We start from the raw sequence: 12,478 nt of genomic DNA, 5'->3' as shown, positions 1-12,478 counted from the left end.
AAAGTGACAGGCACTTCACTATGTTGAAGTGCCTGTCACGTTATCATAATGCAGTGCCTGTCACCTTATTGAATCCCGGAAAATTCTTTCTAACAATCGAGATCGCCGCCAAAGCTCCGAAGGAAGCCAGCGCCTTCTCAAGATTGTCTCCGGCGGGTGCCCCGCCTGCTATATTTTTGTTTCCGTTCTTTTCACAGATATTTGTACCCATTTTTCTATACCTTCTTTCACACAAGAATTCGTTTTTGTTTACAAATTTATACTATCACCTCTTCTATCACACTTTTGTCACACAAAAAATTGGGGTCTGCCCCCAATTGGGAATTTAATTCTCTTTTTGTAGAATCGCCCGAAATCTGCTATGATGTCTCCACTTTATTACAAACTGTTGGGAGAAATATGGACTGACAAGATTGGGAAAATCGGCTGCAATCATTGCCCTTACTGCGATTCTTACTGCAGGAAGTGCTATGAGCTGCGCAGCCACTGCGTTTGCAGAAGAAGTCTGTAACGCCACCTGGACCTATGATTCCAAGCACCGTCACAGAGATCGGAGACTATGCTTTTTACAAGATAATGACTGGCAAAGACTTAAAAAAGCCTGTTATTCCGGACTCTGTCACTACTCTTGGCAAGCATTGTTTTGAAAAAAGTGAGATTTATAGTCCGATAGTATTGGGAGATGGGATCACATAAAAACCTTACAGGTAATGTTGAGCTCCCTGGAGTTTATAAACTGGGAGATTGAGCTTTTAGATCCACTTACATAGACTCTTTTACTCTGGGAAAATATGTATATTTCTATTATTGCCATTTTGCCTCCTGCTTTGGCAATGCGTATTCAAAAGTGACCTTCAGGGGAGCGCAGTGGGAGAAGAAGATCAGCGAGAACACCTGGAAGAACCTTAAGTTTATTCCGTCCGGTGAAGTATATACGGAATACGATGAGGAAGAATGGGGTGATGTGACACCGGATATTCGTGAGGCCTGTCATAAAGGTGAGCCTTGAAGGCGGCGACTTCACCCTGAAGGAGGGCCGTGACTATACTCTTACCTATGAGAATAAGAAGAGCGCCTTCAAGGTCCCCGGCGAATATAAAATAACCGTCAACGGTAAGGGCAATTACCGGGGAACTTTGCCGGAAGCGTAAAAGGAACGTTCATAATTAAATAATGAAATTACGGCTGCGCCGTAGTGAAATTCATTTGCTTTAATTTGCCTATTCCACACTATAATGCCTCAGTAGTTTGGCATAGAATTAATCTGAGGTCTGACCTCAATCTAGATTATATGAAGAATTGGAGATTACTATGAAAAAACCAATTGCAGGTATTATGGCAGTAATGATGCTGACCGGCTGCGCATTAAATGCCCCCAAAGAAGAACCGATAATTATGGAACCCACCGAAGAGGCAACATCAGCAATTACTCAGGTGGAAATATCAACAGATGAGGCGAAGGAGAACATCACAACTGAGGAAGAGGCCGCCGTAGCTACCACTGCCGAGGAACCCAAAAACGGCATGACCACCACCTTTCGTGACACCCCCGATCTGACTGCCTTCCCCACCTTCGACGCCTTCTTAAAGGACGAAGCAAAGGCCCATTTTGCCGACTCTGCAGATTACCGCATCAAGGATCTTGAGGATGCCTTCGACCTGACCGCCGATTACACCCTTCAAGAGCTCATTGAAGCCTTTGAAGGTTCATCCTTTGCTCTTGATGGCACCAATGATGCCCATGTAGATGCTCGTCTTCTGGACTGCGGCAAGGACGGAGCTAATGAGCTGGCGGTGGATGTGGCTTTTACAGAATCCAAGTTTGATGACCATGCGATAGAGTTCATCTTGAAGGACACCGCCGATGGCCTTACGATTGGATATTTCAAAGAGAACATGTTTAGAAATGAAGAGGCTGTAAGCTCCGATGGAGCAGTTTCTCCCGCCGGTGCAGCATCCCATGACATTTGGGGTGGCGATTACGGATATCTGGACGCTGAGCTTAGATGGCATTATCTTTACACCGAATACTATTATCTGGAGATCAGCGGCTATGCGCATAGCATGGAATCTGTGGGTATCAACCTGGACGTATCCGGCGCTGAATGGAAGGGGATTCAGGCCACCAAATATGCCTTTGAGGAGGACCCGGCTGACAGGACCTGGTACACAATCTATACTCTCTGCGACGACAAGGGTGCTCACAAGGATCTTTCTATTTACGACGAGGGAAGCTATTACAAAAACGCTTTTGACGCCGCTGGAATCGCAACCTATTCACCTTATGAGATAAAAGAACTGATGGTGAAAAACATTCTCAGAGGAAATAAGTCTCCCATCACTCTCGAGGATGTTACATTCTCCTATAACGGAAACACCTTTGGACCCTCTACCAATTGGAAAGAAATTGTGGATGCCCTTGGCTACCCTGAGCGCTATGAGGAAAGCAACTACGGTTTTGTTTCAGCTGAAGCCGGCTATAGATGGAATTTATGCTATCCTGAGGCCATGGCTTCCGATTATGGATTTGAAGCGGTTCTTGTCAACGATGATATGAAAAGAGAAGGCCCGGCAACCTATATCGATTTTTACCTATTGAACACCACCCCAACCGCCAGAGGAATCCAGGTGGGAGACAGTATTGTTCTGCTAAAAGAAAAATACGGTGAGCCTGACAGCATAGAACCTTTTTATAATACCCCTGACTGGTGCTATGTGACCTACGACGGAGGCACCGCTAAACTCAGATTCGCAATTAACAATTACAATGAAATTTTCAGCATAACAATAGATTGGTGATGAAATTGGGGTCTGACCCCAATTCACAGTTTAGACACAATTAGAAAAAACTGAAGTGCAGATATAATCAAGGTTTGAGGCTTGCCATGAAGTAAATTGGGGTCAGACCCCAATTTTTTCAACACGGAAAAGTAGATGCGGATGATCGGGAAATGGTACAATGGTAGTGGAGGGTGAGCCTATGATTAAGACTGTGATCATTCAGGATATGGACCACCTGTACGACCTTCTTAATGAGCAGGAATACAGGAATGACCTAAAAAGAAACAGGAATCTCTTTGTGTACCGGGGGCAGCCGGACGCGGAGTTTGAGCTGACCACGAGCCTATCGAGGAATTGCAAGGACAAGAAAAAGGAGCTGGAGCCCTGCATGCTGCGGAACTTCACCAAGTACGCGGTGCTGGAGGAGCCGTCGATTGAGAATTCAGTGTGGCGGCAGATGATCTTCGGGCAGCACCATGGACTGCCAACAAGGCTCCTGGACTGGTCATTTTCGCCGCTGATCGCGCTTCATTTCTCCTGTACCGAGAACGATATGGAAGATATGGAAAAAAGAGACAGCGTCGTGTGGCGCACGGACATCCACGAACTTCATGACCTCCTTCCGGAGAAATACCGGAAAATCGCGAAGAAGTACAACACCACCGTCTTCTCCGTGGACATGCTCTCGGAAGCCTGCGACAGCCTTGACACCTACGACCGTGACATGGGCTCCTCCTCAATGCTCATGATTGAGCCGCCGTCGGTTGACGTCAGGATCGTCAACCAATACTCGTTCTTCTCCGTCATCCCCAATGACATGGCAGACATTCAGGGCTTCCTTGACAGATGCACGGACAAGACAGTCAAATATGTGATAAAAAAAGAAATCCGCTGGCAGATACGTGATATGCTTGACCACCAGAATGTCTCAGAACGCATTGTTTACCCGGGCCTTGACGGCCTGTCAAAATGGCTGGGAAGACATTATTACGTAAGATAACACCCCTAAGATCACATCATCCGAGACTGTGATTCTTCTGTGATACTTGCTTTGATAAGATGCATTATATCGAATACAAAGAGAGGGAAAAAACATGAAGAACACAGTAAGAAAAATAACAAAAACAATGCTCAAAATAACAACAGCCCTGGCAATCACAGGAACCGCCATGGCTGATGTAAAACTCTGTACATTGATCTGACATACAGATCACTTAAATTCTGCAGAATAATAAGGAATAATAAGACTTTCTCCCGCCAGAATGTTACAATTCTCCGGGAGATTGTTTATGCATGAAACCTCCGCCACATAGGAAGCAATATCGCTGTAGTGGTCGTAGGAAATATTCTCAGCCGCGATATCCCAGAGCGTGTCGCCGCTGTGAACCGTGATCTGCTTGTAATATTTAAACTCAGGAGCATACTCATCGCTCTGAGCATCAAGTATTAGTGTTGACAGTAAAAAAGAAAACACGAAAACCACTACTGCAGCTGCCAGCGCCAAAGCAAGTTTCTGTCTGCGAATAATTCTCTCACGGCGAAGCTTGTTTTTATAAATGCGGATCTCGCTCTTAGATAAAAATCTGGGATCATCATACATCTTTGCTGCGGCCAAAAGTGCTTTACTCATATCGCGTACTCCTCTCATTTGAAATCACTTGGAATCATCCGAAGTCATTACCTCATTCTTACATCCTAATAATCCCAAATAAGGAGTACAATAAAAACACCACCTCGCAAACCCGCACCAAAACTGGGCTCGCGGGCTAATTATAACTCTTTTACCACCTCAACCATATGCTGGAAATAGCACATATCCGTCAGCAGATCAGCGATGGCAATGCACCTGCTTTTACCTTCAGGGCCGGGTTTTTCTGCCTCAGTAATGGCTTTGATATAGTCAAAATCAAGATATTTGCTCCGCAAGTCTTGGTAAAAAGATACTCTGGATTGATATTTCCCGGAACTGCCGGGAGGTTAATCAGCCCGCAGCCAAACATTACAGTAACGCAATGAATCGCTAAAACAACCGCTGCACAAACCGCTACAACCCGCATAAAACAAAGGAAACTGCAATTCCCTTCATCCCCCTGCCATATTTCAGAAAACGTTTCAGAAAATTTGTACAAAAAAACCCCGATTTTATCGGCGGTTTTGGCATTTTCAGACAAGTCCCCGTAAGTTACAATGAAAATAGCTATAGGGGGTGATGCCTATGACGAAGAAAAGTATTCTGGGTCTTATTTTATCGGGACTTTTAATAATGTGTGTTGGATGCAGCGGTGCTCCGGCGGGAAATGGCAGTTCAGATGACTGCGCTACGGGACAGGATCTCAAGCCTGTAATTTACCTTTATCCCGAGGAAGATAACACTGCTGTTTCAGTGCGTTTGGATTACAACGGAGATCTTACCGAGCTCATACCTGAGTTCAATGCAGAGAATGTTTGGAACTGCACCGCCAATAAGAACGGCAAGATAACCTTCGAGGGCAAAGACTACGATTATCTCTTCTGGGAGGGAGCTCCAAAGTGGGAATATGATTTCTACTCAGGCTTCTGCATCAGAGGGGCTGATACAGAGGCGTTCCTCAAGGAAGCACTTCCTCAGCTGGGACTTAACGAGTCCGAGGCCAAAGAGTTCATGGAGTTCTGGGTTCCGCAGATGCAGGGCAACGCTTATAACATGATAAGCTTCCAGGGCAGAACCTATAACAAGAACGCCAAGCTTACCGTAACTCCCGAGCCTGATTCCATCATCCGTGTATTCATGGCCTGGTATCCTACAGAGAGGTTCATCAAGATCAACCCTCAGTACTTAAGCGCACCTGAGCGCAAGGGCTTCACCGTAGTAGAATGGGGCGGCAACAAAGTTAAATAACCCAATATCAGTTTTTTCTTGCAACAAACATAATCATGTTCTAAAATGTAATGCGTGATATCAGACCTTCATCCGATATCACGCTACTTTTTTGTCAGCGTAACCCAGCGGTTATCCCATTAACTACGCCTTATCATCCAGACCGGGATTGTAGGCCGACATTACAGTAGCAGCTATTTTACAAATATTGGTTAAAGGAATGCATGACGTCTTTGTCAATTCCTATTCCTTTGGCTATAAGTGAGCAGCCATCATTTCAAAATATACATAAGGCGCGATTGTAGTGCTACGGAGTAAAGACCTATATCGTGAGTGCCCTTGCACGAAACGATATGCTCAGGGCTTTACGCAGTGTTCAGCACTATGAGCAACGTTGTATATTTTGAAATGATGACTGCGGATTAAATTAAAGAAATGGAGTAACAAATTATGATGCAGTCACGTACACATACCTGTGGTGAGCTGCGCATGGCAAATGTCGGCGAGAGTGTTAAGCTTGTTGGCTGGCTTGAGAACATGCGTGAAGTAGGATCCAACCTCGGCTTCGTAGTCCTTCGTGATTTCTACGGCACAACACAGATCGTTCTTGAAACAGAAGAGATGGTCAAGACAGCCAAGGCCATCACCAAGGAATCCACAATCTCCGTTAAGGGCGTTGTAAGAGAGCGTAGCTCCAAGAACCCCAAGCAGGAGACCGGTGATATTGAGGTTGTTCCCGAGTCCATCGAGATCCTCGGAAGATGCCGTTACAACGAGCTTCCCTTTGAGATCAACCACTCAAGAGAGGCTGACGAGACAGCACGTCTTAAATATCGTTATCTTGACCTTCGTAATCCCGAGGTTAAAAAGAATATTATCCTTAGATGCAACGTAATCGCAGCCCTTCGTCAGTCAATGACAGAGCACGGATTCATGGAGATCACAACTCCCATCCTTACCGCTTCTTCACCTGAGGGCGCAAGAGATTACCTTGTACCTGCAAGAAAGCACCCCGGCAAGTTCTATGCTCTGCCCCAGGCTCCTCAGCAGTTCAAGCAGCTTCTTATGACAGCAGGCTTTGACCGCTACTTCCAGATCGCACCCTGCTTCAGAGATGAGGACGCTAGAGGCGACAGAAGCCCCGGAGAGTTCTATCAGCTTGATATGGAGATGGCTTTCGCTACTCAGGAGGACGTTTTTGCAGTATGTGAGGATGTACTTCCTCCCGTATTTGAGAAGTATGGTACCTATGACCGCGCTTCCAAGTCTCCTTTTACCAGAATTCCTTATCTTGAGGCTATGGAAAAATACGGTTCAGACAAGCCCGACCTTAGAATCGACCTTACTGTTACAGATGTAACTGAGGCTCTTAAGGACTGCGGCTTCGGACCTTTCGCTACTAAGGCTGAGGACGGTACAGATACCAACGTAAGAATCAAGGCAGTTGTTATTTCCGACTTCAAGGAGAGCCGCAAGTTCATCGACAAGACCATCGGCGATGTAGAGGTTCAGTCCGGAAACAAGGCATACTGGTTCAGAATGGATGAGAACGGCGAGCTGGTTGGAGGAATCTCCAAGTTCGTTGCACCTATAAAAGACGCAGTGGTTTCAGCTCTTTCACTTAAGAGCGGCGACCTGGTTGTTCTTTCTGCCGGTAAGCTTACAGCAGCTCAGAAGACAGCCGGCGTTATCGTTAAGACCTTCGGCGCAGCAGTTCCCGGTCACATGGACAAAGAAAAGTACGAGTTCTGCTGGATCGTTGATTTCCCTATGTACGAGATCGGCGAGGAGTCAGGCGAGCTTGAGTTCTGCCACAATCCTTTCTCAATGCCTTCAGGTGGTCTTGAGACCCTTCTTAAGGCTGAGAGAGGCGAGATAGATCCTCTTTCCATCACAGCAGATCAGTACGATCTTGTTGTTAACGGAATCGAGCTTTCCTCAGGAGCTGTTCGTAACCATGATCCCGAGATCATGATCAAGGCCTTCGAGATGGTAAGACTTGGTGAAGAGGACGTTAAGGCCAAGTTCCCTGCCATGTACAACGCATTCTGCTACGGAGCACCTCCGCACGCAGGAATCGCACCCGGCGTAGACCGTATGGTAATGCTCCTTGCAGGAGAGGACACAATCAGAGAGATTATTCCTTTCCCTATGAACAAGAACGCGCAGGACATCATGATGGGTGCTCCCGGATACGTAACAGACAAGCAGCTTGAGGAGCTTCACATCAAGACTACAGCTGATGAGGAAAATGAATAATTAAGTATTACCCGGACAGGTCATTTTGACCTGTCTTTTTTGTGAAATAATTAAAAACTTCATAATTCACGGGGGCGGTCAACTCGCTATTTAGGTGAAAACAGATGTCCTTATTTTTCCGAAAAGTGTGTTTTATGGCTTGAATGCCGCTAATATACTGAATTTATAAACATTCCTATAAAGATGAAAACGGCAGATTTTATAAAAAGGCTAAAAAAGAGCATAAGGATCAATTCACAAACTAATGATTAGGAGTATGAAATACAGTGAATAAATTAGCTAGAGCCATAGAAATAATCATGGTAGCCATAATAACAGATTATATTTTCCTTCTATCTATTTTTACGTATGGAATCGGATCTAATTCTATTTTCCATATACTTCTAATCCTGCTTCCGTTTTTATGCAGTATTTTGTTTTATATGATCATTCAGTCTCCATCGCGTAAAGAGAAAGTGGCTTTCAATTTATTTAGGATAGTATTATTGCTTGCTTTGGTGAAAACTATGGCTATTAGATTTCAGGGAGGCGACTCACAAGTAATGTTCTTAGGTTATGTTTTGTTAGTTGTTTTCCTGGATGCAGTTTTTTCGGTATTGATTTTTTATCTAATCGGATGGTGGATAAAAAGAAAACAACTTAGTGTTACTTTGGGTATTCGTTGCAAAAGAGTCGTAGAGGTCTTGATGACTTCTTTTATAATTATTACAAGTTCCGTTTTGATAATAGGCTATTGGCATTATTTTGATGGCTCGTGGTCGGGAATTTATATTGGCACATATAGTAATGATAAGGTGGTTCTTGATCAGCATTATTTTTGTTACAACGACGTAGTTGAAGCTGATTTTAAGGTTAGAAACAGATATGTAGTATTGGATATTGATTCTATTCGAATAAAAGAGAATTCATCAGATCTTTATTCAGATTCTCAAAAGCAGCGAATGTTAGACGAAATCATTTTCTTAGCTGAAAACAATCGCATTAGCCTGGCATCTTCGAATTCTCAAATGTATTTTGTCCATGACCTTACAAATTTTGATGAAACCCTGTTAGAACGAGTATTTGACCCAGTTCCGGTCTCTGGCAATTCTGATGGTTCGTATTCGCAAACTTTTGCTAGTAGAGATAGTAATAATAAGGTGGTTCTTGATAAGCATTATTTTTGTTACAACGACGTAGTTGAAGCTGATTTTAAGTATGGAGACGGTGCGATAGTATTGGATATTGATTCTATTCGAATAAAAGAGAATTCATCAGATCTTTATACTGATTCTGAAAAGCAGCAAATGTTAGACGGAATCATTTCCTTAGCTGAAAGTAATGGCTTTCACCGGGGACCTAATGGTTTATACCTATACCACAACAGTACACATTTTAAAATCTTGTATCCAGTAGCCGGCGTGGCCTTTTTCTATGGGTAAAATAAATTTTTAAAAAATTCTAAATAAAACATTAAAATTTTCTGAAAACCGCTATGGATGCGCACTCGCGCGATAGGAATATGTTGCCTTCAGCAACCGCGCTCGGCGCGAGAATGTCGCAAGCGACATTCTTTATTGATTATGTGCAAAAAAATCTTCGAAAAATGCCATTCATCCCATTTCAAGTGTCATTCGTCGGAAAATCAACATATGTGGAAGGACATATGATATAGTACTTGCATCGAATTAATAAGGAGAATGTTATATGGGGAGCTTTAGAATTAATATTTCCGGATGCAGGCAAGCGTCACAGGGGTTCATAGGCGCCAGTACGAGGCTGGAAGCACTGAGCAGAGAGACTGAAGATATTGCATGCGAATTGGAAAAAATGCCTAGCTTTAGTGAATTGGTGCCAACTGTAAGAGGGTTTGAAACTACAATTGCCGATGAATCCAGGAAAGTACAGGAATTAAAGGAGGCTATTGATAAGATACTGGATTATTATACTCAGGCAGAAGACAATATACTGCAATATATAAGGCCTTCAGGAGGCGACCAACAGGCAGTGATTGAAGGTGGCGGTGGAACGAGTAAAAAGTCCGGAAATGACCTTATGCAGACGGACCCTGCGGAAATGGAAAAATTCATTTCAGACTTTGAAAAAATTCATCCCGAATATGCCAAGGCTTTTGAAGATTTCTTAAAAGGCGGCAAGAATAATAATTTAACCGAAGATGATATAAGGAACATAAAATATCTTGCATACAATGCACCGGAACCATATAGATCTATGTTTCTTAATAATTTGGATAAATACTGTATAGTAGACTGCAACTATTATACCATTGATGAAAACGGTAACAAAAAGCCGGGAGCATGTTTTAATTATACTAAAGGCGGAGAGTATGGCGGATTATTTTATAATCCGAATAGTTTCGAACCGGATCCGAGAGGCCCGTATACAACTTTGTTCCATGAAACAGGCCATTGCCTAGATTATAATAACGATATGTGTAATTTTTCCGGATCTGATACTGAGACCTATACTTACTATAGCCATGCAATGCAAAAAGAAGTCACACTAAAAGAGGCAATATGGTACGATGTATACGATAATCCTAATAACGAGCATAGTGTCCATAGTATAGGAGAGCAATTACAAGCTAATAACCAATATCCTGCTGCAGACTTGGATAAAGTTGTTGAAGCCATGAAAAACGGAACCAGAGATAGTCTTCCGAGGCGTGATAAGGCTTTATATGACAAGATAGTAGAGGAAATGAAAACAAACCACATAACCGGTGGACCATTATATGAAGCACCTTCAGATGTATATGGCGGAGTTTCTCGAAATGAATTGCGAAATGGATACGGACATGATCAAGATACTTACTGGGGATGTGATGCTGACGGTGTTAAGCCTGGTAAAGAACTATGGGCCGAATATTTTTCATATCAAATGGCAGGTGATTTGGAAAATATTGAAATCTTAAAGGAGTACTTTCCTGAAGCGAGTGATATGCTTGAACAGTATGCTAAAGATATGGCAAATAATTAATACAAAGGAGCTAAAAAATGAAAAGACGGCTGATTTGCCTTAACTTTTTATTAATACTTATATTATTGGTTGGATGCAGCAATACAGGAAATGGAAAAGGAGAAGAAATAAGCATGGAACATACCGAAGCAAATAAGGAGCAGGAATATATTCAGTATCTGGTTGAACATTATGATTTCAAAAAAGAAGACTTTGACGAGATGGACGTAGTTGCCTTTGTTGAAGCGTACGATCTGGTCGCTGATGATTGTACCTCAGAGGAGGCCCATGAAATATATGAGGGCTCTGCGGACATGTACAGATATACGGAAATGGACAGGTTATATGGCTTCATTGACAAAGATACGGACTATGCTGTGAAAAAAGATGACAAAATCGTGCGAATTGGAGTTTATCTTAATGAAGGAGTTTTCGCACAAAAAAAGGTATTTGATCTGACTCAGAAGGCATATTACACCGATGATACCAATTCTGTTGCTCTATCAGCAGAAGCTATTGAGAAACTAAGTACAATTGTATCGAGATATGAAGTTGATGCTTGGGAAAAAACACCTGAATTTACAGGGACAGATACTGATTCGACCGCAAACTATGCATGGCGTATTGTCTTTGTTACGGAGGATGGCAGGAACTGCTCTTACTATGGAGGATTGGGGTATAATGACCCGAAACATTCAGCAGAAGTGATTGAAGAGCTTATGAAGCTTATTTGATAGAGTGCACCAAAGCACGAGGGACTATTGAGATCAGCTAAGGATAATCATGATTTTTGATAATTATATAAAAAATAATCGCATACAAGCTGATGATGACCTGCTGAATATCCATGAAGCATTAGATCTAATTAGTAAAGATGCCGGTGATCTTTTAGCGGAAGAAGCACTCATAACTCCTTATTACATCGATGGCCGAAAAAAATACGAACTATACCAATATGAGTTTTGCCTTTCTGGAGAAAGCTTTCAAGAGTTTCTCGAACGAAAAACGGGCAAAAAAGCTGAACTTGTCGATAAGGATATTATTATACTAAGGGCAATGTGTTTTGCTAATTTGCATGACGGAATGGAAGTAGTATCAAAGAATATCAAGAATTATTTTGAATACTTGCTTTCTAATCCTGAAATTCAAGAGGAGATATCCGAAATATTTGGTTCCTATGATGAAGAAAAAATGTTCATGGAAATATATTGAGATCAGCTAAGGATAAGTATGAACAAGAAAAAGATGATACCGGCAGCCGCTGCTATTGAGGCAAAACTCGACCCATACCCAAAAGGCGAAGAAGTCTTCGATGAGATTATTTCACTTGACGGAGCAAGATATAGGGATGTCGATTGGATAAGGCCTTTATTAGACTATCAGGAGAAAACCTACGTCAAGGAAAATGGTAAGATCATACGAGCCAAGTACAGCTATGACCCACAGGAATACGGAACCTATAACTCCTCAGGAACACTGTACTACGATGGGCAGGAACGCCCTTTTTACAAGAATTATTATGTAACCAGTGGATCAAGATATACATTCTACCAATATGAACTGCCCTCACCGACTCTGCGTCGGAAAGGGTTTCTGTTACGCCGCTTCGCGGCATGAACCTGC

16 protein-coding genes are annotated in these 12,478 nt (G+C 42.9%); 12 read left to right on the top strand and 4 right to left on the bottom strand.

The genetic code is table 11. The annotated features are described in order from the left end of the window. Positions 1 to 43 precede the first annotated feature (43 nt). Positions 44 to 211, bottom strand: coding sequence for a hypothetical protein (locus tag G588_RS22435; protein ID WP_022777933.1), 168 nt, complete (start codon positions 209 to 211; stop codon positions 44 to 46). Between the two features lie 281 nt (positions 212 to 492). Here G588_RS22435 and G588_RS0106400 point away from each other — a divergent pair, with 281 nt between their 5' ends. Next, positions 493 to 696 carry a leucine-rich repeat protein gene (locus G588_RS0106400; RefSeq protein WP_022777932.1) on the top strand — a complete coding sequence of 68 codons (204 nt, stop codon included), beginning with the start codon at positions 493 to 495 and terminating at the stop codon, positions 694 to 696. Here the strand turns inward: G588_RS0106400 and G588_RS23255 are convergent. Further along, complete coding sequence (locus tag G588_RS23255; protein WP_022777931.1) at positions 689 to 814, bottom strand: hypothetical protein; 126 nt, start codon at positions 812 to 814, stop codon at positions 689 to 691. The genes G588_RS0106400 and G588_RS23255 overlap by 8 nt on opposite strands. A gap of 33 nt (positions 815 to 847) precedes the next feature. Between G588_RS23255 and G588_RS22430 the strand changes: the two genes are divergently transcribed. The 4 genes from G588_RS22430 to G588_RS0106375 all read left to right on the top strand — a co-directional run bounded on the left by G588_RS22430 (position 848) and on the right by G588_RS0106375 (position 3,781). Beyond that, a complete protein-coding gene (locus G588_RS22430) occupies positions 848 to 1,009 on the top strand; it encodes a hypothetical protein (RefSeq protein WP_022777930.1) in 162 nt (53 codons plus the stop codon). Next, positions 981 to 1,151 (top strand): hypothetical protein, encoded by a 171-nt coding sequence (locus G588_RS22425; RefSeq protein ID WP_196804954.1) that lies wholly within the window; start codon positions 981 to 983, stop codon positions 1,149 to 1,151. Before G588_RS22430 ends, G588_RS22425 begins: the two co-directional genes overlap by 29 nt. Before the next feature lie 160 nt (positions 1,152 to 1,311). After that, positions 1,312 to 2,799: a hypothetical protein gene (locus tag G588_RS0106380; protein WP_022777928.1), complete on the top strand. Its 1,488-nt coding sequence runs from the start codon at positions 1,312 to 1,314 to the stop codon at positions 2,797 to 2,799. A 181-nt stretch (positions 2,800 to 2,980) separates the two neighbouring features. Beyond that, the gene (locus G588_RS0106375; protein WP_022777927.1) at positions 2,981 to 3,781 is read left to right on the top strand and encodes an FRG domain-containing protein; all 801 of its coding nucleotides are present in this window, start codon (positions 2,981 to 2,983) and stop codon (positions 3,779 to 3,781) included. A gap of 210 nt (positions 3,782 to 3,991) precedes the next feature. On the opposite strand, the gene G588_RS21355 is transcribed toward G588_RS0106375, so the two are convergent. Together G588_RS21355 and G588_RS22705 are read right to left on the bottom strand one after the other, a co-directional pair. Beyond that, entirely contained in the window at positions 3,992 to 4,411 is a 420-nt protein-coding gene (locus tag G588_RS21355) for a LysM peptidoglycan-binding domain-containing protein (RefSeq protein WP_022777925.1), read from the bottom strand. A 140-nt stretch (positions 4,412 to 4,551) separates the two neighbouring features. Continuing rightward, complete coding sequence (locus tag G588_RS22705; RefSeq protein WP_022777924.1) at positions 4,552 to 4,707, bottom strand: hypothetical protein; 156 nt, start codon at positions 4,705 to 4,707, stop codon at positions 4,552 to 4,554. Positions 4,708 to 4,996: 289 nt separating this feature from the next. On the opposite strand from G588_RS22705, the gene G588_RS22965 reads away from it, so the two are divergent. From G588_RS22965 to G588_RS0106325, 7 genes are all read left to right on the top strand, one after another. Further along, positions 4,997 to 5,659, top strand: coding sequence for a hypothetical protein (locus G588_RS22965; protein WP_022777923.1), 663 nt, complete (start codon positions 4,997 to 4,999; stop codon positions 5,657 to 5,659). Between the two features lie 429 nt (positions 5,660 to 6,088). Next, entirely contained in the window at positions 6,089 to 7,897 is a 1,809-nt protein-coding gene (aspS, locus tag G588_RS0106350) for an aspartate--tRNA ligase (protein ID WP_022777922.1), read from the top strand. A 266-nt stretch (positions 7,898 to 8,163) separates the two neighbouring features. After that, positions 8,164 to 9,318 carry a hypothetical protein gene (locus G588_RS0106345; RefSeq protein WP_022777921.1) on the top strand — a complete coding sequence of 385 codons (1,155 nt, stop codon included), beginning with the start codon at positions 8,164 to 8,166 and terminating at the stop codon, positions 9,316 to 9,318. A 265-nt stretch (positions 9,319 to 9,583) separates the two neighbouring features. Continuing rightward, positions 9,584 to 10,876, top strand: coding sequence for a hypothetical protein (locus G588_RS0106340; RefSeq protein WP_022777920.1), 1,293 nt, complete (start codon positions 9,584 to 9,586; stop codon positions 10,874 to 10,876). Between the two features lie 113 nt (positions 10,877 to 10,989). Beyond that, on the top strand, positions 10,990 to 11,589 hold the full coding sequence (locus tag G588_RS0106335; RefSeq protein WP_022777919.1) for a hypothetical protein: 600 nt from the start codon (positions 10,990 to 10,992) through the stop codon (positions 11,587 to 11,589). 49 nt (positions 11,590 to 11,638) lie between these two features. Further along, a complete protein-coding gene (locus G588_RS0106330) occupies positions 11,639 to 12,067 on the top strand; it encodes a hypothetical protein (RefSeq protein WP_022777918.1) in 429 nt (142 codons plus the stop codon). Positions 12,068 to 12,085: 18 nt separating this feature from the next. Then, complete coding sequence (locus G588_RS0106325; protein WP_022777917.1) at positions 12,086 to 12,472, top strand: hypothetical protein; 387 nt, start codon at positions 12,086 to 12,088, stop codon at positions 12,470 to 12,472. The last annotated feature ends 6 nt before the right edge of the window (positions 12,473 to 12,478 follow it).

Source organism: Butyrivibrio sp. AE3009 (assembly GCF_000420845.1).
GTDB lineage: Bacteria > Bacillota > Clostridia > Lachnospirales > Lachnospiraceae > Butyrivibrio.
The sequence above is the reverse complement of the archived record's forward strand: the minus strand, read 5'-3'. Positions and strand labels throughout refer to the sequence as shown.

Coding starts and splice junctions, on each gene's coding strand:
- G588_RS22435 (WP_022777933.1), bottom strand. CDS start 211: ATGGGTACAAATATCTGTGAAAAGAACGGAAACAAAAATATAGCAGGC.
- G588_RS23255 (WP_022777931.1), bottom strand. CDS start 814: ATGGCAATAATAGAAATATACATATTTTCCCAGAGTAAAAGAGTCTAT.
- G588_RS0106380 (WP_022777928.1), top strand. CDS start 1,312: ATGAAAAAACCAATTGCAGGTATTATGGCAGTAATGATGCTGACCGGC.
- G588_RS0106375 (WP_022777927.1), top strand. CDS start 2,981: ATGATTAAGACTGTGATCATTCAGGATATGGACCACCTGTACGACCTT.
- G588_RS21355 (WP_022777925.1), bottom strand. CDS start 4,411: ATGAGTAAAGCACTTTTGGCCGCAGCAAAGATGTATGATGATCCCAGA.
- G588_RS22965 (WP_022777923.1), top strand. CDS start 4,997: ATGACGAAGAAAAGTATTCTGGGTCTTATTTTATCGGGACTTTTAATA.
- aspS (WP_022777922.1), top strand. CDS start 6,089: ATGATGCAGTCACGTACACATACCTGTGGTGAGCTGCGCATGGCAAAT.
- G588_RS0106340 (WP_022777920.1), top strand. CDS start 9,584: ATGGGGAGCTTTAGAATTAATATTTCCGGATGCAGGCAAGCGTCACAG.
- G588_RS0106335 (WP_022777919.1), top strand. CDS start 10,990: ATGGAACATACCGAAGCAAATAAGGAGCAGGAATATATTCAGTATCTG.
- G588_RS0106330 (WP_022777918.1), top strand. CDS start 11,639: ATGATTTTTGATAATTATATAAAAAATAATCGCATACAAGCTGATGAT.
- G588_RS0106325 (WP_022777917.1), top strand. CDS start 12,086: ATGAACAAGAAAAAGATGATACCGGCAGCCGCTGCTATTGAGGCAAAA.